Origin of the sequence: Pseudomonas sp. BN607, from assembly GCF_029871175.1 — a bacterium.
Lineage (GTDB): Bacteria > Pseudomonadota > Gammaproteobacteria > Pseudomonadales > Pseudomonadaceae > Aquipseudomonas.
On sequence record NZ_SSOE01000030.1, the window covers coordinates 43,968 to 68,103 of the forward strand.

At 57.8% G+C, this 24,136-nt stretch carries 22 protein-coding genes and 1 pseudogene; 17 read left to right on the plus strand and 6 right to left on the minus strand.

The features are described 5' to 3' along the window. The first annotated feature begins 219 nt into the window (after positions 1-219). The 9 genes from E8E68_RS07835 (at position 220) to E8E68_RS07875 (ending at position 8,593) form a co-directional block, all read left to right on the plus strand. Positions 220-1,035, plus strand: a complete 816-nt coding sequence (locus tag E8E68_RS07835; protein ID WP_179052437.1) for an alpha/beta hydrolase — start codon at positions 220-222, stop codon at positions 1,033-1,035. 116 nt (positions 1,036-1,151) lie between these two features. Then, the gene (locus tag E8E68_RS07840) at positions 1,152-2,207 is read left to right on the plus strand and encodes a maleylacetate reductase (RefSeq protein WP_280340506.1); all 1,056 of its coding nucleotides are present in this window, start codon (positions 1,152-1,154) and stop codon (positions 2,205-2,207) included. Positions 2,208-2,266: 59 nt separating this feature from the next. Continuing rightward, positions 2,267-3,223: a VOC family protein gene (locus E8E68_RS07845; RefSeq protein WP_108078985.1), complete on the plus strand. Its 957-nt coding sequence runs from the start codon at positions 2,267-2,269 to the stop codon at positions 3,221-3,223. 9 nt (positions 3,224-3,232) lie between these two features. Further along, positions 3,233-3,889: a hypothetical protein gene (locus E8E68_RS07850; protein WP_280340508.1), complete on the plus strand. Its 657-nt coding sequence runs from the start codon at positions 3,233-3,235 to the stop codon at positions 3,887-3,889. Between the two features lie 81 nt (positions 3,890-3,970). Continuing rightward, a complete protein-coding gene (locus E8E68_RS07855; RefSeq protein WP_280340510.1) occupies positions 3,971-4,882 on the plus strand; it encodes an NAD(P)-dependent oxidoreductase in 912 nt (303 codons plus the stop codon). Beyond that, the gene (locus tag E8E68_RS07860) at positions 4,875-5,270 is read left to right on the plus strand and encodes a carboxymuconolactone decarboxylase family protein (protein WP_159266392.1); all 396 of its coding nucleotides are present in this window, start codon (positions 4,875-4,877) and stop codon (positions 5,268-5,270) included. Before E8E68_RS07855 ends, E8E68_RS07860 begins: the two co-directional genes overlap by 8 nt. A gap of 73 nt (positions 5,271-5,343) precedes the next feature. Further along, positions 5,344-6,147 carry an N-acyl homoserine lactonase family protein gene (locus E8E68_RS07865; protein WP_280340512.1) on the plus strand — a complete coding sequence of 268 codons (804 nt, stop codon included), beginning with the start codon at positions 5,344-5,346 and terminating at the stop codon, positions 6,145-6,147. Between the two features lie 151 nt (positions 6,148-6,298). Further along, the gene (fdhA, locus tag E8E68_RS07870; RefSeq protein WP_108078990.1) at positions 6,299-7,498 is read left to right on the plus strand and encodes a formaldehyde dehydrogenase, glutathione-independent; all 1,200 of its coding nucleotides are present in this window, start codon (positions 6,299-6,301) and stop codon (positions 7,496-7,498) included. A 45-nt stretch (positions 7,499-7,543) separates the two neighbouring features. Then, positions 7,544-8,593: an aromatic ring-hydroxylating dioxygenase subunit alpha gene (locus E8E68_RS07875; RefSeq protein ID WP_280340514.1), complete on the plus strand. Its 1,050-nt coding sequence runs from the start codon at positions 7,544-7,546 to the stop codon at positions 8,591-8,593. 232 nt (positions 8,594-8,825) lie between these two features. On the opposite strand, the pseudogene E8E68_RS26870 reads toward E8E68_RS07875, so the two are convergent. The 3 genes and pseudogenes from E8E68_RS26870 to E8E68_RS07895 form a co-directional block, all read right to left on the minus strand. Continuing rightward, positions 8,826-9,659, minus strand: a pseudogene (locus E8E68_RS26870) (tetrahydrofolate dehydrogenase/cyclohydrolase catalytic domain-containing protein); the annotation flags it as partial. 239 nt (positions 9,660-9,898) lie between these two features. After that, positions 9,899-11,233, minus strand: a complete 1,335-nt coding sequence (locus tag E8E68_RS07890) for an MFS transporter (RefSeq protein WP_179052429.1) — start codon at positions 11,231-11,233, stop codon at positions 9,899-9,901. Positions 11,234-11,442: 209 nt separating this feature from the next. Further along, the gene (locus E8E68_RS07895) at positions 11,443-12,222 is read right to left on the minus strand and encodes a hypothetical protein (protein WP_280340683.1); all 780 of its coding nucleotides are present in this window, start codon (positions 12,220-12,222) and stop codon (positions 11,443-11,445) included. Here E8E68_RS07895 and E8E68_RS07900 point away from each other — a divergent pair. Beyond that, entirely contained in the window at positions 12,130-13,065 is a 936-nt protein-coding gene (locus tag E8E68_RS07900; RefSeq protein WP_280340682.1) for a LysR family transcriptional regulator, read from the plus strand. The two genes, E8E68_RS07895 and E8E68_RS07900, sit on opposite strands and share 93 nt — an antisense overlap. Here E8E68_RS07900 and E8E68_RS07905 read toward each other — a convergent pair. Further along, positions 13,062-14,201, minus strand: a complete 1,140-nt coding sequence (locus tag E8E68_RS07905; protein WP_280340516.1) for a porin — start codon at positions 14,199-14,201, stop codon at positions 13,062-13,064. The genes E8E68_RS07900 and E8E68_RS07905 overlap by 4 nt on opposite strands. Before the next feature lie 372 nt (positions 14,202-14,573). On the opposite strand from E8E68_RS07905, the gene E8E68_RS07910 reads away from it, so the two are divergent. The 7 genes from E8E68_RS07910 to E8E68_RS07940 all read left to right on the plus strand — a co-directional run bounded on the left by E8E68_RS07910 (position 14,574) and on the right by E8E68_RS07940 (position 22,761). Then, entirely contained in the window at positions 14,574-15,872 is a 1,299-nt protein-coding gene (locus E8E68_RS07910; protein WP_280340518.1) for an MFS transporter, read from the plus strand. Between the two features lie 3 nt (positions 15,873-15,875). Continuing rightward, the gene (locus E8E68_RS07915; RefSeq protein WP_159266405.1) at positions 15,876-17,036 is read left to right on the plus strand and encodes a M20 aminoacylase family protein; all 1,161 of its coding nucleotides are present in this window, start codon (positions 15,876-15,878) and stop codon (positions 17,034-17,036) included. A gap of 605 nt (positions 17,037-17,641) precedes the next feature. After that, on the plus strand, positions 17,642-19,615 hold the full coding sequence (locus E8E68_RS07920) for an FUSC family protein (RefSeq protein ID WP_280340521.1): 1,974 nt from the start codon (positions 17,642-17,644) through the stop codon (positions 19,613-19,615). After that, on the plus strand, positions 19,612-19,833 hold the full coding sequence (locus E8E68_RS07925) for a DUF1656 domain-containing protein (protein WP_159266407.1): 222 nt from the start codon (positions 19,612-19,614) through the stop codon (positions 19,831-19,833). Before E8E68_RS07920 ends, E8E68_RS07925 begins: the two co-directional genes overlap by 4 nt. A gap of 8 nt (positions 19,834-19,841) precedes the next feature. Then, positions 19,842-20,732 carry an HlyD family secretion protein gene (locus tag E8E68_RS07930; protein WP_280340523.1) on the plus strand — a complete coding sequence of 297 codons (891 nt, stop codon included), beginning with the start codon at positions 19,842-19,844 and terminating at the stop codon, positions 20,730-20,732. 56 nt (positions 20,733-20,788) lie between these two features. After that, on the plus strand, positions 20,789-22,177 hold the full coding sequence (locus E8E68_RS07935; RefSeq protein ID WP_179027736.1) for an efflux transporter outer membrane subunit: 1,389 nt from the start codon (positions 20,789-20,791) through the stop codon (positions 22,175-22,177). A gap of 134 nt (positions 22,178-22,311) precedes the next feature. Next, positions 22,312-22,761: a MarR family winged helix-turn-helix transcriptional regulator gene (locus tag E8E68_RS07940; protein WP_179027737.1), complete on the plus strand. Its 450-nt coding sequence runs from the start codon at positions 22,312-22,314 to the stop codon at positions 22,759-22,761. Positions 22,762-22,842: 81 nt separating this feature from the next. Here E8E68_RS07940 and E8E68_RS07945 read toward each other — a convergent pair whose 3' ends face one another. After that, a complete protein-coding gene (locus tag E8E68_RS07945; protein ID WP_179027738.1) occupies positions 22,843-22,983 on the minus strand; it encodes a hypothetical protein in 141 nt (46 codons plus the stop codon). Between the two features lie 169 nt (positions 22,984-23,152). Then, positions 23,153-24,130 (minus strand): LysR family transcriptional regulator, encoded by a 978-nt coding sequence (locus E8E68_RS07950; protein ID WP_280340525.1) that lies wholly within the window; start codon positions 24,128-24,130, stop codon positions 23,153-23,155. Positions 24,131-24,136 lie beyond the last annotated feature (6 nt).

Consider the following 24,136-nt stretch of genomic DNA (forward strand, 5'->3'; position numbering starts at 1 on the left):
GCAGCAAGCTTTTTCGGTTTTTCGCAGTACGCCTCTGTGTCACCACTTCGCATCCTCCTCCCCTCCTTTTCCAGCCCATCTCCATCTGTGCGGTAGCCGTTGACCACCACTATCTGCTGATAGGTGATCCGCGCCTATTTATTCCAAAGAATGCACCTGACTGAGCGGGGGAACCGCTCCACCCAGGAAGCAGCACATGACTTCATATGGAGGCACACGATGACGCAACTCTGCACCGGCGACCGCCGCGTCGACCTGACCGGCTTCAGCAAAACCTCGCTCTCTGTCAACGGAATAGAGACCGTTGTCTATCGTGCCGGCCAAGGTCAGCCCTTGCTGTTTCTGCATGGGGCGGCCACGTGGCACGGCTTTGATTTCGCTCGGGACTGGACTTCGCAGTTCGAGGTGATCATTCCTTACCATCCAGGCTTCGGCCCATCGCAGAGTAGCGTTGAATTCACCACTGTTGAGCACTATGTGGCTCACTATGTTGCGTTGATAAAGGCCTTGGAACTGCCACGCGTCCACCTAGTCGGCTTCTCGCTTGGGGGCTGGATAGCTGCGCATTTCGCAGCCGCCCATCCTGACATTGTCGACCGCTTAGTACTGGTCGCGCCGGCGGGCTTGGAAGTGCCCGCGCACCCGCAGCCTGATCTGAGCATCCTCGCACCCGATGAGATCCTCAGCTACCTGGTCTACGACTTGTGCACGCTCCAGCCGTACTTGCCGGATGGCGAAGATCCCGAGTTTGCCGCGATGCGGCATAAGGAAGGCACAACAGTAGCCGGTCTGTTGCGCGACGGGACACTGAATCATCCCCGCATGCCTCAAGTCCTGGGTGCTATCAGCAGCCCTACCCTGCTGATCTGGGGTCAGAAAGATCGCCTGTTGCCACCGGGCCAGGGGGCCGCCTGGCAGCAGCTAATCGCAGGTGCCAGCCTGACACTGTTCCCCGATGCCGGCCACCTGGTTTTGGATGAGTCTGCTGCCGCCTGCAATGAGGTAGCCGCATTTCTCGGCGACGATCGGGCCTGAGTCAGGCCCTACTTCCAGCACGATCCACACAACTATCTTTTGGCAGGATGTTCAGCGGCCGTGGGTGCGAGATGCTCCAAAAACAACAACAGGCAACGCCTCAGCGGAGAAGCGGCATGCAAACATTTGTCTACAACGCCCTGCCCTCAAGGGTCATTTTTGGCCAAGGCACGCTAGCCCAATTGGCCGATGAAGTTCGAGCTCTGGGATGCATGCGTGCGTTGGTACTGACCACCGCACCGCAGAGTGAGCAGGGTCAACACCTGTGCCAGCTGCTTGGCGATCTGGCGGTTGGCGTGTTCAACAATGCCACCATGCATACCCCCGTAGATGTGACCGAAGAAGCCTTGCGAGTTGTGGAGCAAAGCCGTGCTGACTGCCTAGTTGCAATTGGCGGCGGCTCCACCATCGGCCTGAGCAAAGCGTTGGCGTTGCGAACCGACCTCCCCCAGATCGTGATCCCGACCACGTACGCAGGCTCGGAGGCCACCCCCATCATCGGCCAGACCGAGGCTGGATTGAAGACGACCCAACGCACGCTCAAAGTCCTTCCGGAAGTGATCATCTATGACGTTGACTTGACGTTGTCGCTGCCTGCTGACTTAACCGTGACCAGCGGGCTCAACGCCATTGCGCACGCAGTCGAAGCGCTCTACTCCAAAGACGCAAACCCGCTGATTTCGCTTTTGGCACAAGAAGGCATTGCAGCGATCAGTCGCGCACTTCCCGCGATCCACCGCGATCCAAGTGACATCGAAGCCCGCGCGGATGCGCTATTTGGCGCATGGACGTGCGGCACGTGCCTGGGAGCGGTAGGGATGTCCATTCACCACAAGCTCTGCCACACCCTGGGTGGCAGTTTCAACCTTCCGCATGCCCCTACACACGCGGTGATCTTACCCCACGCCGTCGCCTACAACAGTGCCGCTGCTCCCGAGGCGATGGCCCTGATCGCCCGGGCACTGGGAACCGACGATGCGGCACGAGGTTTGTTCGATCTAGCTCAAAAATCAGGTGCTCCGACGACCCTCGCAGAGCTGGGCATGACAGCCGAAGACATTGATCGGGCAACAGAAGTGGCCTGCGCGTCACCTTATTGGAATCCGCGGCCAATTGAGGCCGAAGGCATTCGCACCTTGCTCACCAATGCCCTAGAGGGCCGCCGCCCGTAGTCGGCCATCCCGTATTCAATGACCTGAGCAACCTTAACAACCATAAGAAAGAGGCCGTCATGGAACTTAATCCGCATATCCAACGCCATCACCACATCACCCTCAACGTCGGCGGTGCTCAGGAAGACTATGACTTCCACACCAAAGTGCTTGGGCTCAAAAGCGTGAAGAAGACTGGCTTGTACGATGGCGTCGAACCAATCTATCACCTGTACTACGGTAATGATCTGGGTGAGGAAAGCACGTTGGTGACGTGTTTCCCAATGCGCCAATCCGGACGCAAAGCCAAGCGCGGTTCGGGCCAGGTCAAGACGTTGGCATTGTCGGTGCCGGTATCGTCTCTGGGCTTCTGGGCTACACATCTGACCAACCATGGGTTCAAACCTGAGCTGCTTGAGCGCTTCGGTGAACAGGTACTGCACTTTGCGCACCCGTGCGGCATCGATTATGAGCTGGTCGGTATCGCCGACGACGACCGTAAACCGTACTCCAATGGGGTGATCCCAGAAGGCTTCGGCATCCGAGGCACTCACGGAATTACCGTTTCCGTTCGCGACATGGAGAACTCTGCCGAGTTCATGCACTACGGCTGGAGTGGCAAGCTCGAAAATACCGATGGTGCCTTCACCCGTTATCACGTCGGTAAAGGCGGTAGCGGCACCATCATCGACTTCCAGCACGAACCGCAACTCGAACAGGGGACTTGGGCCTACGGCGAAGGCACCGTCCATCATTGTGCCTTCGAAGTTAGCGATCTCAGCGTTCAGAAGAATGTAAAGCATCACCTAGAAGGACTGGGCTACACCGATGTGTCTGACCGCAAAGACCGCGGTTACTTTGATTCGATTTACGTGCGCACTCCAGGGGGCGCGCTGTTTGAAGCCACGGTGTCCAAGCCTGAAGGTTTTCTGATTGATGAACCTTATGAAGCGATGGGGCAGACCATCCAGATTCCTCCCCAGCTGGGTGATAAAGCGGAAGAAATCTCGGCTTATCTCGAACCGTTGAAGTTCTGAGTGACAGCCATGAATAGCTACTGTCACCTCGACTTGCCATCGCTTTCCTTCGGCGCACCGGTAAAGCCCAATAGTGCCGTCACCATCCTGTTGCACGGGCGTACCCAGTCGCCCTCCGACATGATGGCGATTGCCGAGCGGATCAACTTGCCCGACATGGCTTATGTCGCGCTGCAGGCCCATGAAAAATCCTGGTATCCCGGAAAGTTCATGGATCCAGAAGAGCTCAACGCCACGGCTTTGGGCCAGGCCATTCAACGTTTGGACCAAGAGGTCGAGCGATTGGTGGAGCTGGGCGTGGAGCGGTGCAACATCGCATTTCTCGGTTTCTCCCAAGGTGCCTGCCTAGCCTGCGAATACCTGTACCGCCGACCTGCTCGCTGGGGTGGGCTGATCGCCTATACAGGGGGCTTGATCGGGCCAGTTGGCATCGACTGGTCCACCTCCGAGCGCTTACACGGTACACCCGTGGTGTTGGCAAATAGCGATGAGGATGAGTGGGTCCCTCTGACCAGAACACTGCAAACCGCTTTGGTGTTCGCAACTATGCAGGCCGACCTAACGCTACGGGCGTTTCCGGGGATGACTCATGTGGTCAATGACGAGGAGGTGCTGCTCGGTCGCGGGCTGCTCGCCCGGTTGATGGACAGTGCATCCACGCCCTGATCGTATCCCAGCTTCGCCAACGTGCTGCTTCGTGAGGCGAGGATGGTGTTGTCTTAATTGGTTCCTCAAGGAGCAACTGCTGTGTCGCAAACGACTCTTGGTTTTGTAGGACTGGGCACCATGGGTGAACCCATGGCCACCCGTCTGCTGGCAGCAGGCCAACGCCTGCATGTTTTTGATCTCAATGCTGCAGCGGTCGAGCGCCTGGTTGCGCTCGGCGCTACAGCATGTAACAGCGCCCTCGATGTGAGCAACAAGGCGGAAGTAGTGTTCGCTAGCTTGCCTACACCAAATGTGGTGGAAAAGGTTGCCCTCGGCCAGGACGGGGTCATTCATGGCGAGAAAATCAAAGTTTTCGTTGACCTGTCGACCACTGGCCCGCGGATGGCCAAGCACGTCAGTGAAAACTTGTCTGCAGCGGACATTATCACCATCGATTCGCCCGTCAGTGGCGGCGCCGCCGGGGCGGCTAAAGGTACCTTGGCCCTGATGGTCGCAGGCCCCATTCAAGCGGTGCAACTGGTCCATCCTCTACTGCAAACGCTGGGCAAGGTCATTTCCTGTGGTGAGCTCGCGGGTCTTGGCCAAACGATGAAGCTGGTCAACAACCTCGTTTCGGTCACTGCACTGGCGGTTTCGAGCGAAGCCTTGGTGATGGGCGTCAAAGCCGGCCTGGATCCGCAGGTCATGCTGGAAGTGTTCAACGCCGGCAGCGGCCGCAACAGCGCGACTGTCGACAAGCTGCCCCGCGCCGTGCTGCCGCGCACCTTCGACTTCGGCTTTACCACCGCCCTGTCGCTGAAGGACACCCGTTTGTGCCTCGACGAAGCTGAAGCGATGGGCGTGCCAATGCCCGTCGGCAGTGCAGTGCGCCAGGTCCTGAACATGACAAACGCAGCGTTTGGTCCGGACGCTGACTTCACCCGTATTGCGTGCCTGATCGAGCAATGGGCAGGTATCGAAATTCCTACCAGGAAGAATGTAAATGACTGATCAGCAACTGTTTGAAAAAGGCTTCAACAATCGCAAAGCAGTATTGGGCAGCGCTCACGTTGAAAAGTCCTGGGCCGCCGCAGATGACTTCAACAAGCCGATGCAAGCCTTGGTGACGGAGTACTGCTGGGGAGCGGTTTGGGGCGATGAAACATTACCCTTCAAGACCCGCAGCATCATCAACCTTGCGATGTTGACGGCTCTCAATCAACACCACGAACTCGGTGTGCATGTCAAAGGTGCCCTCACCAACGGTGTCAGTCGGGATGAAATTCGCGCAATTCTGATGCAAGCCGCGATTTACTGCGGCGTGCCGGCAGCACTTGCCGCATTCCGCGTGGCCAGCGACGCCATTGCTGCCTACGACGCTGCTGCAGCGAAAGCCTGACGGAGCACCCGTTAACTACCTTTGGCGTCACCGACATGTAGGTGACGCGCTGGAATGTTTAGGACATAAGCAAATGAGCGCCCTTCCCTGCCACGAAGTATTTGCCATCCGGTATGCCACAGTGGCGCGCAAGCGCCATGAAAACTTTATCTCGTCGACCGACCCGCACGACGGACCGATGCCGATGGACTACTTCGTCTGGTTGATTCGCGGGAATGGGAAGTACGTACTGGTTGATACCGGATTCAACCAAGTGACTGCGGACAAACGGCAACGCCAGTTGCTGCGCTGCCCTATTGGCGCCCTTGAACCGTTAGGCGTGAGCGCCGAACAGCTGCAGGACGTGATTATCACGCACATGCATTACGACCACGCAGGCAATATCGACCTTTTGCCGAATGCGCGGTTTCACGTGCAGTCGGCGGAGATCAATTTCGCCACTGGGCGATACATGCTTTATTCGCCGTTGCGTCATTCCTTCAACGTCGAAGACGTCGTGAATATTGTGAGGGGCGTGTATCAACAGCGTGTCGTATTTCATGACGGTAACAGTGAAATGTCGTCGGGCATTGAGTTGGTCAAGGTAGGGGGGCATACCGCTGGCCTGCAAGTGGTGCGCGTCCACACGGCGCGGGGGTGGATTGTCCTAGCGTCCGATGCAAGCCATTACTACGCCAACCTGCAGCAGGATGCTCCCTTTCCCATCGTCTTGAACGTCGGCGAGATGCTGGACGGTTACCGAACGCTGTTGAGCCTGGTACCCAGCCCGGACCATGTGATTCCAGGCCATGACCCGTTAGTGCGACAGCGGTATCCCATTTATGGGGGCGAAGATGCCGATATCGTCGCCCTGCATATGCCACCGTTAGTCAATTGATATTGGCTAACGTCGGCACTTATTACTTCAGAGCAGCCTTGCAAAATAGACAGCTTGTGCGTTGATTTCTCAATCTCCAAGTTGCTTTTGGAGACGCGTTTAACCCATAAAATCCGAGATTTGTCGACAACAACAATAGAGGCAATAAGTCATGTTAGAGAATCGTGGTGTAGTTTACCTGGGCGCCGGTAAAGTTGAAGTTCAGTCGATTGATTATCCGAAGATGCAGGACCCGCGTGGCCGTAAGATCGAGCACGCCGTAATCTTGAAAGTGGTAACCACCAACATCTGCGGGTCAGACCAGCACATGGTCCGTGGACGTACCACAGCACAGGTAGGACTGGTGCTTGGCCACGAGATCACAGGCGAGGTGATCGAAAAAGGTAGTGACGTCGAAAACCTGAAAATCGGCGATCTGGTTTCGGTGCCCTTCAACGTGGCCTGCGGGCGCTGCCGTTCCTGTAAGGAAATGCACACAGGTGTCTGCCTGAGCGTAAACCCGGCACGCCCTGGGGGCGCCTATGGCTATGTCGACATGGGCGACTGGACTGGTGGGCAGGCCGAGTACGTGATGGTCCCCTACGCCGACTTCAATTTGCTGAAATTGCCGGATCGTGATCGTGCCATGGAGAAAATTCGCGACCTGACCTGCCTCTCGGACATCCTTCCCACCGGCTATCACGGAGCGGTAACCGCTGGCGTCGGGCCAGGTAGCACCGTGTATGTCGCTGGTGCAGGCCCGGTGGGGCTGGCCGCTGCAGCCTCTGCCCGGCTGCTGGGCGCTGCTGTAGTAATTGTTGGTGACGTCAATCCGGTTCGTCTGGCCCATGCTAAAGCACAAGGGTTCGAGATCGCGGATCTGTCGAAGGATGTACCGCTGCACGAGCAGATTGCCGCCCTGTTGGGAGAGCCTGAGGTAGACTGCGCGGTCGACGCCGTCGGCTTTGAGGCCCGTGGCCACGGCCATTCCGGGGTCAAGGCAGAAGCACCGGCCACAGTGTTGAACTCGCTGATGGGGGTGGTGCGCGTGGCTGGCAAAATCGGCATTCCAGGTTTATATGTGACCGAAGATCCAGGTGCCGTCGATGCCGCCGCGAAGATGGGTAGCCTGAGCATTCGCTTCGGCCTGGGCTGGGCGAAATCCCACAGCTTCCACACTGGCCAGACCCCAGTCATGAAGTACAACCGCCAGCTGATGCAAGCCATCATGTGGGACCGCATCAACATTGCCGAAGTGGTAGGCGTGCAAGTGATCACCCTGGACGAAGCCCCTCAGGGCTACGGTGAGTTTGATGCCGGGGTACCGAAGAAATTTGTCATCGATCCGCACCGTACCGTGAGCCGGTCTTGATCGCCCCCTCGGTCAAGTACCACAACACACGGCAGGAGATTCAACATGTACCCCAAGAACGCGTGGTATGTCGCGTGTACGCCGGATGAAATTGCCGACAAACCTCTCGGACGGCAGATCTGTGGCGAAAAAATTGTTTTCTATCGTGGACATGAACAGCAGGTAACGGCAGTAGAAGATTTCTGCCCCCACCGTGGTGCGCCGCTGTCGCTGGGCTATGTCGAAAATGGCAATTTGGTCTGCGGCTATCATGGCTTGGTCATGGGCTGCGATGGCAAAGCCGTATCGATGCCCGGGCAACGAGTTCGTGGCTTTCCCTGCAACAAAGCTTATGCAGTGGTGGAGCGCTATGGCTTCATCTGGGTTTGGCCTGGCGACCAGACCCTGGCTGACCCAGCGTTGATCCATCACCTCGAATGGGCTGTCAGTGATGAGTGGGCATACGGCGGTGGTCTGTTCCACATCGCCTGCGATTATCGGTTGATGATCGATAACCTGATGGATCTGACGCATGAGACCTACGTCCATGCCTCCAGTATCGGCCAGAAGGAAATCGACGAAGTGCCGCCGGTTACCACGGTCCACGGTGAAGAGGTCGTCACGGCGCGCCACATGGAAAACATCATGCCGCCGCCGTTCTGGCAAATGGCGCTGCGTGGCAACAACCTGGCGGACGATGTACCGGTCGATCGCTGGCAAATCTGCCGCTTTACGCCGCCCAGCCATGTACTGATCGAGGTCGGTGTAGCGCATGCCGGCAAGGGTGGGTATAACGCTGCCCCTGAACATAAGGCGTCCAGCATCGTGGTCGACTTCATTACCCCTGAGACGGAAACGTCAATCTGGTATTTCTGGGGCATGGCGCGCAACTTCAAACCGCACGATGAGGCCCTGACTGAGAGCATTCGCGAGGGACAGGGCAAAATTTTCAGCGAAGACCTGGAAATGCTCGAACGCCAACAACGTAACCTGCTCGACTATCCGCAGCGTGACCTGCTCAAGCTCAACATCGATGCTGGCGGTGTGCAATCCAGGCGCATCCTGGATCGGCTGCTGACCAAGGAACGCTGTGGCGATCTCATAGCCTCTGGCTAAGCGTCGAACCGTAGACGGCTGCTGGCTCTCCAGGTCTGATAAAAGCCACGCATGCCGTCTCACCGCTAGCAGCCCAAGAGCTGCCTGCCTCCTGAATAAGGTCGGTGTAAACCGGCCTTTTTTGTCGCAGCTTGATCCCCCGCCAGTGATTTTTCAAGCAGAGTGCCCACTCCTCAGCTGTCGCAGTCCCCAATTTCGACATTCTCAGGAATTAAGGGCAGTCGACGGCTGGTCAGTGGCCCGCAGCCCAACGAGCGGCTTGCAGGGTATTGGCCAACAGGTAAGCAATAGTCATCGGCCCTACCCCTCCAGGCACTGGCGTGATGGCTCCGGCGATTGCTGTAGCTTCATCAAACACGACATCTTCGATAAGCCTAGGTCTGCCATCGGGCAAATGCACACGGTTGATACCCACGTCGATCACTGTCACGCCCGGTTTGAGATAGTCTCCACGGATGAGACCTGGAACCCCAGTAGCTACCACCAAGATATCCGCCTCCCGGCAGCGACGAGCAAGATCGGTGGTTTTGATGTGAGCGATGGAGACGGTGCAGTCAGCTTGTAAGAGCAAACGTGCCAGTGGTCGTCCAACCACATTGGACGCCCCCACAACCAAGGCCCCCATGCCGGCAAGGTCCTGGTGGACAGAACGAATCAGTCGCATCACACCTAGCGGCGTACATGGAATCAAACCGCCGCCAACCCCCGCCGCCAGTCGTCCGACGTTCAGGGGATGGAAACCATCCACATCCTTCAGAGGATCTATCGCGCTAATGACGCGGGCGACATCAAAATGCGGCGGCAATGGCAATTGCACCAGAATGCCCTGGATCGCCTTGTCAGCATTCAATCGCTGAATCAACGCCAACAGTTGTGACTGCTGAGTGTCAGCCGGTAGCGAGAAGCGCTGGGATCGCATCCCCACGGCGCGGGTCTGACGGAGCTTGCTTTCGACATACACCTGGCTGGCGGGGTCTGAGCCCACCAGCACAACGGCGAGCCCAGGAGGACTGAGTCCTGCGGCCACGAGTGCTGCGACACCCTCCTCCACTTCTCGCCGTACTTGGGTGGGCGGTGAGCTTCAGCAAATAGTTCTGAAATTTCGAACCTGCCCCCTTGCGTAGCACTGCATAAGCAGGGCACAAGCGATTGCTTGCAGGGCCCCGCTTATGCGGCTGAAAGCTTACTAGGGATCGACGATGGGCTCGCGAAACGCGCAGTTCAAGATTTATCGAAGGTTGGCGTATATCGAGCGAAGCAAGTTCAGCCCTGCCACCACTTGACTGTGCGACGTAGGGTAATCCCTCAACTGCTAAAACGAGAGGTCGCCGCTACTCGCCGATTCTTCTTCCCAATGATGAATACCAACAATGATCCAGTTGCTGTCAAGGCGCACAGTGGAAGCAATGCCATAGGGAAGCTACCGGTCTGATCGCGCAGCACGCCGATGACCGAGCTCATGGCCCCTGTGCCCAGGTGAGCAAAGGTGTTAATTGCCGCAATGCCCGTGGCCAGCACCGCTGGCGGCAGAGTTTCAGAGCACAGGGCCCAGAACGGTCCCTTAATGGCGTAGTTGCCCATCAACACCATGGTCAGCAATACCAAAGTGACGCTCAGGGAGTCGGTAAACAAAGTAGCGGCGAAGCTCACCGCTGTGATTGCCAGTGGGAGGGCCGTGGCTTTGATGCGTTCGCCGCTTTTGTCGGCCTGCATGCCCCAGAAGATCATGAACGCTGCCGCGATACCGAACGGGATCATGTTCAGCAGGCCGGTCTGCATGTTGGACAGGTGGAACGATTTGAGAATCTGCGGCATCCACAGCGACAGCGTGTTGCTGGTTGCAGAACTGCCCATGTAGATGATCGACAACACCCAGATGTACTTGTTGGTGAACACCGCTTTTAGCATACCACTCACCGTGTGCGCGGGTTCTTGAGCGCCGCTGCCTCGCGCAGCACGTTCCGCCGTCAGTTGCTGGCTGAGCCACGCTTGCTCGGCCGGTGTCAACCATTTCGCTTCGCTGGGACGATTGGGCAGTACCTTCAAGGCCAGCAAGCCCAACAGAATTGCCGGCAGTGCCTCCAGCATCAACAGCCATTGCCAACCCGCGAAGTCGGCAATCCCGTCCATTTTCAGCAACACGGCCGACAGCGGCGAGCCAATGAAGTTGGAAAGCGGAATGGCCACCATGAAGATTGCCACTACACGTGCCATGTACGCTTTAGGGATGCACTGGGAGAGGTAGAGAATCACGCCAGGGAAGAAGCCTGCCTCTGCAGCCCCGAGTAAAAATCGCGATACCGAATAGGAAATGGGTCCGACGGCAAAAGCCGAACAAAATCCGACGATGCCCCAGGTGATCATGATCCGGGCGATCCAGCGGCGCGCCCCGAAGCGCTCCATGGCCATGTTGCTGGGCATTTCGCAGAGGACGTAGGCGACAAAAAACAGTGTGGCGCCGAACCCAAAGACGCTGGCAGTGAGTCCAAGATCTTGATTCATGGTCAGGGCAGCGAAGCCAATGTTGACTCGGTCAATGTAGGCAATGAAGTAACACAGGACTAAGAAGGGAATCAGGCGAATCCCCATCTTGCGCATGGTCGACTGTTCAACCCCGACCTCGGTAGTTTGCTTGTTCATGGAAGCCACTCTTGTAATTGGATTAGGCTGCACGTGGGCAGCATCCCCGGAAGGCTTCGAGGATGTAACAACAGGTTTCCACAACGAGCTTTCGGTAAGCTTTCAGCCAAAAAATTTGGATGAGCGGTCAGCTCTGGCACGATCAGCCGCCATCAATACCGAAGATTCGGGCAGCCTGATGGGCAGGCGCCTCCCACCTTGAGGTCAGCTTACTGAGCGATCTGAATGGTTGCACAACGGCGCAGATAGCGGTGCAGACTGGCTCTGTCATGAGCGATGATCAACTCCCTGCGTCGGGGGTCGAAGAAAAATGGGCTATAAGCAGTTCTGCCACCCTCAGTGTCATACCGGATACGGCCGCAGGTGTAGCGCCCGTCCTGTGAGCGGCCGAGGCTTTGCAATTCCACGGTATCGGTATGAAGAACCTTCGGGTTACTCAAAACCGCATGGCGTACCTGCTTTTCCAGTTGCTGCTTTGAATCGCAGCCTACCAAGGTGAGGAGCGTGAGAGAAAAGATAATCCGACGTATCAGCGGATTACCAGTTGCGCCGGCGGCTGTTACCGTTTGCGCCGCTAAACCGCAACTGCCATTGCCCCGCGGCCTCACCACCTTGAGCACGCCTATCGGCAGCCAGGGTACTCCCGACCAGTGCGTAGGCGTCAGCGGTCGATAAGTTGCGCGCTGCAGAGCTTCCTGGCGCACTGCATCGTTAACTGCATTGCAAGCAGTGGCATTTCGTTGCATGACACCAAAAATCCTTAAGCAGAATTGAGAGGACTCAAGCAAGACGTTTGATCGCCTAGAACTTTCACTCAGGACCAGTAGAAACTTACTGGTGGCCGCCGTCGATGCACTCTGGCCAATATCTTGCTTCGGGTAAAACCTGAATCCTCCATGAGAGCTCCCCCCTTGAAACTGCATCAAATCAAAGCACTGGTAGCCATCAGTCAATGCGGTAGCATCAACGAAGCCTCCCAGGTTTTGCACGTGACCCAACCTGCTCTGAGTCGCTCGATCAAGGAACTGGAGCATGAATTGGGCCTGACCTTGCTGCAGCGCTCCTATAAAGGGATGTCACTGACCGAGGAAGGGCGCCGGGTGATCCGCCATGCGCAAATGATGATCGAGAGCATGCGACGACTGCAGGTCGAGGTCGACAACATCCATGATGTCGCCGTGGGCGAGGTGGCCATTGGCGTGACTTCGCTGACGGCTATGCTGCCGGGCTTCGAGCAATGCCTTAACGACTTTCGTATCAAGAATCCGCGGGTACGGCTCAAGGTGATCGAGCAACGACCCAGCGTGATTCTGCAACGGCTGCGCGACGGCAACCTCGACTTCGCTTTGACCTCGCAACAGAACACTCAACGCTTGAACCTCGACTGGGAAGCGGTCCAACGCATAGAGGGCGCGGTGGTGTGCAGTTCCAGCAATCCCTTGCGCCATGCGCGGTCGCTGCGCCAGCTGCAACACTCTCACTGGATCAGCCTGGATGAAGTTGACGACCGTTCCTCGCAGTTTTTCCAGATGTTCGAGTTCAACGACATCCACGCGCCGCTGAAGGTGACCGAATGTACAGCCATACTCTTGGCAATGAATTTGATCAAAAGCGCCGATGCCTTCATGACATTGAGCAAGGTCGCCACTTCGAGTAGCACGATGGGAGCGATGCAGGGCCTGATTTGCGTCAACCTTGATGAGATCGTTCCGGACTACCCCATTTACCTGGTTTGTGTTGACCGGTACGCCCTGACCTCACCAGCCAAGGATCTGTTTCTGAACCTCAAGAACAAATTGGCGATACAGGCCCAGCCTGAGCGCGTGGACTAGAAGTGGTAATACATGCCGATCGACACGTTCTGAGGGTCGTCACCCGGCTCATTAACGCGAATACCCGCATAAGTGACTGACGCGTCGGGCCGGTTGCGGATGAACGCCAAACGGCCATAGACAGCCCAGTTGGGGCGCAGGAAATGGTCATAGCCAAGCATGACGCCGAACGCATCCTTGTCGCCGGCATCTATTTCGCGCTTGACCAGTGACAAGCGAGCCACATCGGCCTTGCCGACAGGCGCCGACACGCCTACCGACCACGCTGTCATGCTGGGGGTGCCGGGATAGTCGACATCCTGGCGCTGCCAGCTGAGGCTTGTGGCCAGCGGCCCGAAGTCGTGAAACAGCGAGGCCGCCTTGAGGTAGTTGTGGGTCTGGCGCTGGTTGCCGTTGTCGTTCCTGGGATCGCTCAGGTAGTCGTTGTACGACGCCAGCAATATCCAACTGGCATCGGCGTACTGCACGCTCACGCCCTTGCCGCGCACCGTGCGGCCGCTGCTGGCGGCATCGTCGAAACCAAAGCTCACCGCACTACCAAGGCTTAACCCGGCAAACTTGGGCGTCGTGTAGGCCAGGGTGTGCTTTGGCCGCAGGTCCAGGTAGTAGGCGCCTTTGCCCGCAGGCGGAGCGGTGAGGTAAGTGTAGGGTGAGCCATACACCGCCAGAAACGGGTCGGCGAAAGTGGGCGGCCCCATGCCGTAGGTCTTGCCGAATTCAAGCTTGCCGTACTCGCGGGTGCGCAGCGCCGCCACCGCCAGGCGCAGGGTGCCAACCTGCTTCCAGTGCTCGCCGAGGGTATCGCGGTTGAGGTTGAAGCCTTCCTCCACGTCCAGTTCCAGCACCGTGTCGGCATCCACGGCCTTGCGCATGTACAGTCCGAGCTTGTTGGTCCAGGCGCCGCCACCGGCTAGCCGATAACCTGAGTGGTGGTCGGAGTCCTGGTAGTTCACGAATGCGTCCAGCGTCCCGTAGACCTTGAGCTTGTCATCGAAGCCCTTGTCGACGTTGTAGTAGCCAAAACCCGAGGCCACCCGGCCGATAGCCGGAAACCCGTCGGCAAGGCCGGTTGCCGGCAAACCTACGCCGACCACCAGGGCTGCCAGTGTTGCAGTGCACACAGGGGACTTGCTCATGCCAAAGCTCCTAGAGCTTGCGATCAGGTGGCTTCAGCGTTTCGCAAAATAAAATGCAGCGGAAATTACCCTTGTGCCGAGGTTATGCCCAGTCGTTATGCCCTGCGCTCGATAACGTATGCCTTGGCCTGCCAGATGCTGCCAAAGGGCCGCAGCGAGCCGGGCCATCGCCCTGCAAGGGCCAACGACAAGCGACCCTTTGGTGCATCGCAGCCTGTATTGCGCCCCGCCTGCACTGCGATGAAGCGCAATGTGCAGGCCAGCGCACAAAGGCCATGCCTGCAGGTTAATTGCCTACTCAACAGGCAAGTGATTCCCCCTCCCCCTTGCTCGATAGTGCTTGCGACCACGCAAATGTTTCGGGAGGCAGTCATGAGCACCTTGCATACGGACACCCCACTGGCAGTCACGGTGTCCAGCCCTGATCGTTCCGCCGGCGCTTCACGCAGGGCCACCGTGGCCTGTGCACTGGGTAACGCCCTGGAGATGTACGACTTCACCATCTACAGCTTTTTCGCAGTGATCATCGCCAAGCACTTTTTCCCCGCGCAGTCGCCCATCGCCTCGTTGCTGATGTCGCTCACCGCGTTCGGCGCAGGCTTCCTGATGCGCCCGGTCGGCGCCTTCATCATCGGCCGCATGGCCGACCGCAAGGGGCGCAAGGCGGCCCTGAGCCTGACCATCTTGCTGATGACCATCGGCACGGCGTTGATCGCCTTTGCCCCCACCTACCAGCAGATAGGCGTATTCGGCACCTTGATGCTGGTGGCCGGGCGCTTGATCCAGGGCTTCTCTGCCGGCGGCGAAATTGGCACTGCCTCGGTGATGATGATGGAGTCGAGCGCCACCGCCCAACGCTGCCGCAATGTCAGCTGGCAGTCTGCGAGCCAGGGTTACGCGGCGCTGCTGGGCGCCAGCGTCGGCTTGCTGCTTTCCAGCGTGCTGAGCAGCGAAGACCTGGAAAGCTGGGGCTGGCGCCTGCCGTTCATGGTCGGGCTGCTGATCGGACCCGTGGGCTGGTACATCCGCCGCTGCGTGCCGGAAACCTTCGAGGCCAGCCCTCAGTCCAGGCAGCACTGGCGCGAGGGCTTCGACCTGCGTTCGATCGTCCTGTCCACGGGGCTTCTGGCCAGCGGCACCATCGGTATGTACCTGTTCATCTTCTACATGCCCTCCTACCTGATCACCACCTTGCACTACCCGCAACGCAGTGCCCTGGCCATCGCCTGCGTGGCCAGTGCGTGCCTGGCGGTGATCTCGCCGATCGCCGCCCGTTATGCCGACCGGCATCGGCTGCGCAAGAAGCTGCTGGTATGGACCATCAGCCTGCCGGTGCTCGCCGGCTGGCCGGCGCTGTACCTGCTGTCGCACACCACCAACCTGTACAGCGCCATGCTGATCGTCGCCCTGCTGGTATTGCCGGGCTGCGTTGGCTGCGGTGCGTTCCTGGCGATGATCATGGAATCCTTCGCCAAGTCGCAGCGCGGCCTGGGCATGTCGCTGAGCTACAGCGTCGGGGTGACCCTGTTCGGCGGTTTCTCCCCGCTGATCGCCGCCTGGCTGACCGCCACCTTGAACGCCCCCACCGCCCCAGCCTTCTACCTGCTGGCCGGGGGCGCGGTAAGCCTGGTGTGCCTGAAACTACTCCCTGAAAACACTGGACGAGACTGACCCATGACTACTCAAGCCACTGAATTCGACGCAGAGCGCTTCATTGCCATTCGCCACCAGATCCACGCAGCGCCGGAACTGGGCCTGGAAACGCCAGCCACCGCCGAGCTGGTTGGCTCGTTGCTGGAACAATGGGGCTACCACGTGCACCGCGGCATCGGTGGCCATGGTGTGGTCGGCGTGCTGAAAAAAGGCGATGGCCCGCGCCGCATCGGCCTGCGCGCCGACATGGACGCCCTGCCCATGCAGGAGAAGAACCGCTTCGCCCATGCCAGCACCATCCCCAACCGCATGCACGCCTGCGGCCATGACGGGCACACCGCGATCCTGCTGGCGGCAGCCTACCGCCTGGCCACTGCCAGCTTCGACGGCACCGTGAACCTGATTTTCCAGCCTGACGAAGAAGGCCTGTGCGGGGCCAAGGCGATGATCGACGACGGGTTGTTCAGCCGCTTCCCCTGCGATGCGGTATTCGCCCTGCACAACATGCCGGGCTACCCGGTGGGCACGGTGGTGATCGAGCCGGGGCCGGTGATGGCGTCTTCCGAGCGGGTCAGTATCAACATCACCGGCAAGGGCGGCCACGGCGCCATGCCAGAGCTTTCGATCGACCCGGTGCCGGTGGTGGCGAGCTTGATCAACGCCATCCAGACTATCAAGTCGCGCAACCTGGCGCCGGAGGAATTCGCAGTCCTCAGCATCGGCATGATCCAGGCCGGCAGCGTGTATAACATCATCCCCGATGAAGCATCAATGCTGGTCAGCGTACGCACCGACACCCCACAGACCCAGGCCAAGATTAATCAACGCTTCATGGAGATTGTCCAAGGCCACGAGGTGCTGTTCAACGTTAAGATCGAATTGTCTTTTACCCCGCTGGCGCCCGCACTGATCAACCATGCCAACGAAACAGCCTTCGTGCAAAAGAGCCTAACGCCGCTATTCAAGGACGGGAAGGTGAATACCCGCGGTCGCAAGGTAATGGGCACCGAGGATTTCGCCTGGATGCTCACCGAAGTGCCGGGGTGCTACTTCATGCTCGGCAACGGTGAAGGCGAATTTCATGGCTGCTCGGTACACAACCCGCACTATGACTTCAATGATGAACTGATCAGCCTGGGCTCTGCGTGCTGGGTGAAATTGGTAGAAGACTTTTTTCTCTAGAGTATTGATTTGACTGGATGTGAGGCACACCGGTAGTCGATGGGCCCAGCATTTCTCCCTCTGCGACGAGCAGGTCCTCACGACCGACCTGCTCGCACGACCTACTGATGCACGCTTGCAATTGCCCCCGAAGCGCGGCCCTGCGCTGCATCGCCTCGGGTCTGGCAGAAAATAGCGGCAGCCAGTGTCCCTTCTCAACCTCCCCCACGTTGCATCAGACAGCAGGGTACTCGCATGTCCAGGGCAGCCCCATCAAGGTGGCCATCCATCAAGATCAATTCATTGCATTCCCCTTGCCACTGTCGATCCTCACCTAGCGTAGGGCGTCGCCAACCTTCGAGCGTTGCAGACTGAGCAGGAATAAATAGATGCCATGCTAACAGTTGCCTTGTAAATCGTTATCTTGTAAATTCTTCTCGATTCATTGATGAGCGACCGATTCAGCATGACTTCGACGCGTGATGGCAGAGGCATTCCATGCTAACTGATCAAGGGTGTACTGACCGACGTCCGATGCCCACTCCACTTGTGGCTATTGGCTCCGAAGCGAACTCCGGCTCAGTTGAACCGGTGTGCGTGCAGCACGCTTCGCGAGTGTAAGGCCGATGTTCTTCGAACGGTCCCGATGGACCTTTTCCATTAAATTATTCTTAGCTGCCATGTTGGCCTACTGGCTCTCAGTCCATCTGGCACTGCCGCAGAGTTATTGGGCCGTCGTGACCTGCTGCGTAGTGATGAATCCGACCACGGGCGGTGTCTATTCCAAGAGCGTCTATCGCTTCACCGGCACGCTGTGTGGTGGCGTAAGTGCCCTCATACTGGCTGGGATGTTGAGCACCATTCCTTTGATGCTGGTGGCCGTCAGCGGGCTGATAGCTTGTGCAGCCTTTGCCTGGGCCGTACTTGACCGTACACCGAGGGCTTATGGCTACCAACTCTTCGGCGTCACACTGCTCTTGGTTGCACTGGCCAGCATCGATCAACCGCAGTTGATGTTCGACACCGCTGTAGCGCGCGTTCTGGAGATCGGCCTGGGCATCTTCTGCTGCTGGATAGTCGATAGCATCCTTGCACCACGCTCATTAGCTCCCGTACTGCACCAACGGATCCGTCAATGGATTCCCCATATGCGTAGTTGGCTTGAAGACGAATTTCTCGTCCGCCCCAATAGCGAACAGGGCCGCCTTGAACAACAGAAGAGCATCACCGACATCACCTCACTGTCATTGCTCGTGAGCCAATTGGATTACGACCCGATGGTGAATCGGCAGGAGCGAGAATACGCAGTGGCCATCCAGCATCGGCTGCTGCAGTTGATGCCCATGCTCTCTTCAATCAGGGGGCATCTCGACTGCCTTGAGCCAGATCGCCGGAGCAGAATGCTGGCGTGGCTGGAAGCAACCTGGCGAGTGGCGAACACACAGGACAGCCAGCTTGACGAGCACCTGCGCTCACCAGAAGCAACGCCAAGCGCCGCAGACGAATGGCCGACGTTGATAGAACTCAATCTGCGACACGTCGCCGGCGATGTGCTGCGCATCTGGGGCACCATCCAGCATCTTGCCGAGGGGTTGGCAAAGCCCCAACGGCTTAACCCAGCGCTTAAAGCGCTGGTACATGGAACTGCGCCATTTCCCCTGCAACCGGACTTTTATATGGCCCGGCGGGTTTTTCTGGCAGCTGCGCTGGCCTATAGCGCCGTTGCTGCACTGTGGTGTATTACCGGCTGGACTCAGGGCGCCAACGCGACGCTAATGGGCATGGTGGCAATTGGGTTCTTTGGTCATCTGGACGAAGCCGGCAAGGCTATTGGTAAATTCGGCAAGTTCAACGCTCTAGCCCTTGCGCTGGCGGCGGTGGTTGCTTATGGACTGCTGCCCTTCGCACAAGACTTCCCTTCCCTGGCGCTCGTCCTGGCCATGGTAATGCTGCCCCTCGGCGCCTGGGCCGCTACCAATCCAATGGCCGTGCTGATGATGGCCATCGCGCTGAGCAATATCAATCTTCAAGCTCAGTACACGCCTCTGGAATTCGGGGTTTTCCTTGATACGGCCAGCGGCAGCTTATTGGGTATCCTGACGGGCTACTTCTGTTTGGTAACCATTCGCCACATGGGACCGGCGCACCTGCGCGAACGGTTCATAAAGCTCGAGAGACGCGATGTCTTGAAACTGAGCTACCGCGCTGATGCAAGGAGCTTGGGCGAATATGCCAACCGCGCGTTGGACCGTGCAGCAGCCTTGGCAACACGGATCACTGCGGATGACCAACTGCAATATCAACGCCTTGGCCTGCTGGCCTGGCTGCGCCTTGGGATGGCGGTCGGCAGCACACGTCGAGCGCTGGAGGGCGTGACTGGCCAACGCCGTCGGGTATGCGAGGGTCTGCTCGCTCGCATACGAGAAGCGTTGAAGGGTGACGAACTCGCACTTACCCCAGAGCTCACCGATGCCATTGATACGACCATCGCCCTTGTATGGCGCCAGGCCAGGCCGTATCCCGATAGCCTGGTAAGGGGGCTCATAGGGCTACGACTTGCACTATGCGCAGCGCAGCAGCCTGTAAAGGAGCCGGTATGACGGGTGAACTGAATGTGGCAGGCGTACTCTTCTCGCCTCTGATGCTCTGTTTGATGATCGCATTCCTCGGTCGCCTCCTGTTGTCGCGCCTGTTAGCCGCGCTTGATCTTTATCGCTACATCTGGCGTCGGACGCTGTTCGATCTTTCTGTTTTCTTCGTCCTGGTGGGGTTGGCCTTCGTAGTTCTGGTTGCCACCCCGCACTGGCTACATGGCTGATCCCTGATATGAGTGTCTTTTCCAACTTGTCGTCTCGATTACTGAAGACCGCTGGTACGCTCAGCGTGAGTGCACTGGCCTTGGCGGCTGCCTGGTATATCTACGTGTACTACACATATGCCCCGCAGACGCGCGACGGAAAAGTGCGCGCGGATGTAGTCGCGCTTGCCGCTGATGTATCGGGCCGCGTCGACGAGGTCTCAGTACGCGACAACCAGCGCGTACGAAAAGGGCAACTGCTGTTCACGGTCGATAAAGACAGGTTGAGCAATGCGCTTAAAACTGCTGAAGCTGTCTTGGCTATTGCTGAAGCGCAGAACGAAGCAGCGCAGCGCGAGCAGCGCCGATATCGTAATTTGCAAGGCGTGGTCCCACCGCAAGCACTCGACCAGCGTGTGACCGCGGCCAAAGAAGCCGCAGCAAGGCGCCAGCAGGCAGCCGCAGACCTTGAGCGTGCGCGAATTGATCTCGACCGTGCGAGGGTGCGCGCCCCAGTCAACGGGATCGTCACCAATTTCTCACTCAGGCCCGGCGCCTATGCCATGGCCGGCCAGCCCGTCATGGCGTTGGTAGATGAAGACAGCTATTACATCGCGGGCTATTTCGAAGAGACCAAGCTCGCACGCATACGCACGGGAAGCTTGGCAAAAGTCCAGATAATGGGTGAAACGCGCCCGCTGTCGGGCCATGTCGAAAGTTTCTCGGCCGGCATTGAAGATCGGGAGCGCAGCACATCGACCGGCTCGATGCTGGCCAACATCAATCCCACTTTCAGTTGGGTCCGCTTAGCACAGCGAATTCCAGTGCGCATCACCTTGGATGAGGTGCCAGAAGGCGTTCACCTGATTGCCGGACGCACCGCGACCATAGAGCTTGAAGATATGGAAATGGCGCAATGAGCATGCCGATAATAGCTCCGCGTCGATGGCTACCGCGATTCATACCGGCTGTCTGTATGTTACTTTCAGCCTGCTCTGCAGTAGGACCGGACTACCAACTACCGCAGTTGCCTGCGGGCTTGTCGCAAAAGCCACAGGTGGAGTTTGAAGCCTCGGATGAGCTCATCTATGAATCTCAAGATTTACCGTCAGATTGGTGGCGACTGTATGCTGCTCCAGCGCTGGACGATTTGGTTGCAGAGGCCATAGCGCACAACACGGACCTTCGCGTCGCTATCGCTAACATCGAAGTCTCCGAGGCTGCGTTGCGTGGTGTTCAGAGCCAAGGCAGCATACAGACGCACGTCGCCACCCCCGAAGGTGCGCCGGCAATTGCTTGGACACAATCCTCCAATAAAGGTCTTTCCCCCGCAGGTGAAGCGCACGGTCAGTATGATATTTCCCTTGGCATTTCCTACGAGGTCGATGTCGCGGGGCGGCTGCGCCGTACTCTTGAGATGAGCACAGCCAGCTTGCAAGCAACTGCCGCCGCTCGCGACTTAGCACGCACAACAGTTGTTGCCCGTGTCGTGCGGGCCTATGGCAAAATCTGTTCGTTAGGTGAGAGGAAAGCCGTTGCACAACAATCGGTTGCTCTCCAACAACAGAGCTTGACGCTGCTGCAGCGCGGTGCGACGGCTGGCATCTATTCCTCACTGGACCTATCCCGTGCGCGCGCACTCCTCGCCCAGTTGCGAGCTGAGATCCCATTGCAGGAAGCGCAACGCAAGTCTTCGCTCTATGAGTTGGCGGTGTTGCTGGGCCGTCGTCCGGAAAATTTCCCTACACAATTGCAGGAGTGCGTTACACCTCCGCAATTGACCCGACCAATCCCCGTTGGAGACGGAATGACCTTGCTCAGGCGTCGCCCCGACGTGCGCGCAGCCGAACGCGAATTAGCTGCCGCTACGGCAAAAATCGGGGTGGAAACGGCTGAACTATACCCTTCTATAAGCTTGGGCGCCGGGCTTGGCACTACAGCCCGCATGGGTACCGATGCATTAGCCAATGCCGCCATTCACTACAGTCTGGGGCCGGTCATATCCTGGACATTGCCTAACCGGCAGCTCGCTCATGCACGCATCGATGCGGCTGGTGCAGAAGAGCGTATTGCACTGGCGCGCTTCGATGCCGTAGTGCTCAAGGCGTTGCAGGAAACGGAAGATGCGCTGGCGACCTATGCAGGCCATCTGGACTGGTATCGTGATCTTGAAGTCGCACGTGAAGAGAGTCGCAAGTCGTTGGATATTGTCCACCGCCGAGGCATTGGCGGGACGGTGTCCACCCTCGATCGACTCGACGCTGAGCGCACACTAGCAGCCACCGAGAGCGCACTCGTGGCCGCTCGCGGCCAATTGGCAGACGACCGCGTGCAAATTTTCCTTGCGCTCGGCGGAGGCTGGTAGCGTGGCCGGAATTACCGTCGTTGTAAGGAATTACCAACCAATGAGAGCATCGCAGCCCGCAGATCAGTCCGCTTTTGACTCGAGGAGACAAAGACATATAATTTACAAGGCAATAATTTCAGGACGTCTTTCAGATGAGCGAATCAAATTGGCTGTTTGAACTTACTAATGCACTGCAACCGGTCAGGAGAGCGTGGATACAGGCTTCAGCAGCAGCAACAGCGGACAGTGGGATACCTTTTCCGGTGGCGACTGCAGTCGTTCTGCTGGCACGTCTTGGAGACGGTGCACAACAAAGCACATTAGCAGAATTGGCGGGAGTAAACCCCGCAGCCATGCTGCGGACATTGGACCAGGCAGAAGCCCTGGGGCTTTGTGAGCGGCGGGAAATTTCGAACAACCGACGAATCAAGCCCCTGCATTTGCTGCCCGCAGGCAAAGTATTGGCCACTCGCGTAGAACACCAGTTAGCTGAACTGCGCGAAGAAATGTTTGCAGGCATTGATCCTGATGAAATTGAATCAGCCGTCAGAACCCTGCGGGCCTTTGAAGAGCGGATTTTGAGTCATCTAAGCAAATCATAAAAACTCTTTCGTCGACGTCCTGGGTGACGTACGTGTGAGGGGGCCAGTCGTCATCAAAGAACCGGCCTCCGCGCCCCTCTCCTAACTGAGCAAAATGGCTTCCAGCACATCGACGGTCGGCTTGAGCGTCACCCTACGTCGAATCTTGAGCCACTCACGCATGCGGCGGGTATCAAAAATCTGCCCTTCTTCCATCATCATCATGATCAGTGCATGCGACATCAGGTAGTCCCCACATGCCGGGCAGCTCCGCTCCTCCCAACCTGCCGGGCAATCGATCGATTGAGCATGGCCTGCGCAAATAAGACAACTCATACACCCTCCTATTGGTTTTTTTGTCGGGTATGTAAAGGCAGCATTCATCTGTAAGCTCTAGTTCATACTCTACGCGTTACCAATTATAAACAGGTACTTTATGCAATGCCGGACGCGATAGATCAGATCGCGTGAACCTGCTCAAGATTTCGTTATCTTTTTGCTGACGCGCGGGGATCTGTACTTTGAGATACTCGATCCACTTACGCACGTTGGCCGAAAGGAAACGTCGAGAGGGATAGAGCGCAGTGATTCCTCGATGATGGGCCTGAACGTCCGGTAACACCCGGATCAATTCTCCCGAGCGTATACCTGCTGCTGCCGCGTGACCTGGGAGCAATGCCAGACCGAGACCAGCTTTCGCAGCTTCAGCTACCCCATCGGCCAAGTTGGTTTTGAAGGCTTGCTGACCAAGCTCAAACTTAGCAACATCCAGCCCAGCGATCTCCCACCCATGCGGAAATGCTGCGTCATCCAATTCAAGGCAGGTGTGCGAATAAAGATCAGACAAGGTGTGAGGTACGCTTCGTCTCGCCAAATATTCTGGTGCCCCACAAATCACACTGTACGAGCGCCCTAGTGTTTGGCAGATGAATGCAGAGTCCGGAATCTCACAGCTGTCCAGAATGACCACATCATACCCACCAGCCAGCATGTCCGGCGGAGTTGGATTCAGCGTAAGATCAATACTTAAATCGGGATGTTGATGGCGGAATTCGGCAATCAACGGGATGATGTAATGCTTACCTATTCCGTTGGGTGCATGCATACGCAATGTGCCTGCCACTTCTTGCCGCGAACGGACAGCCTCCAATTGAGCAGACTCGAGATCCTCCAGCAGGAGCCTGCAGCGTTGCAGGAAGCGTGCGCCAGCATCCGTCAGCGCCTGCTGGCGGGTTGTTCGATGAATGAGCTTCACCTGTAAATGCTGCTCCAGCTCACACAGTACCCTCGACACTTGAGGCTTGGAACAGTGGAGTGAATCCGCCGCAGCGCTTTGGCTGCCCTTGTCTGCAACATGAACGAATACATTAATAGCGTTGAAGATATCCATTAGCCC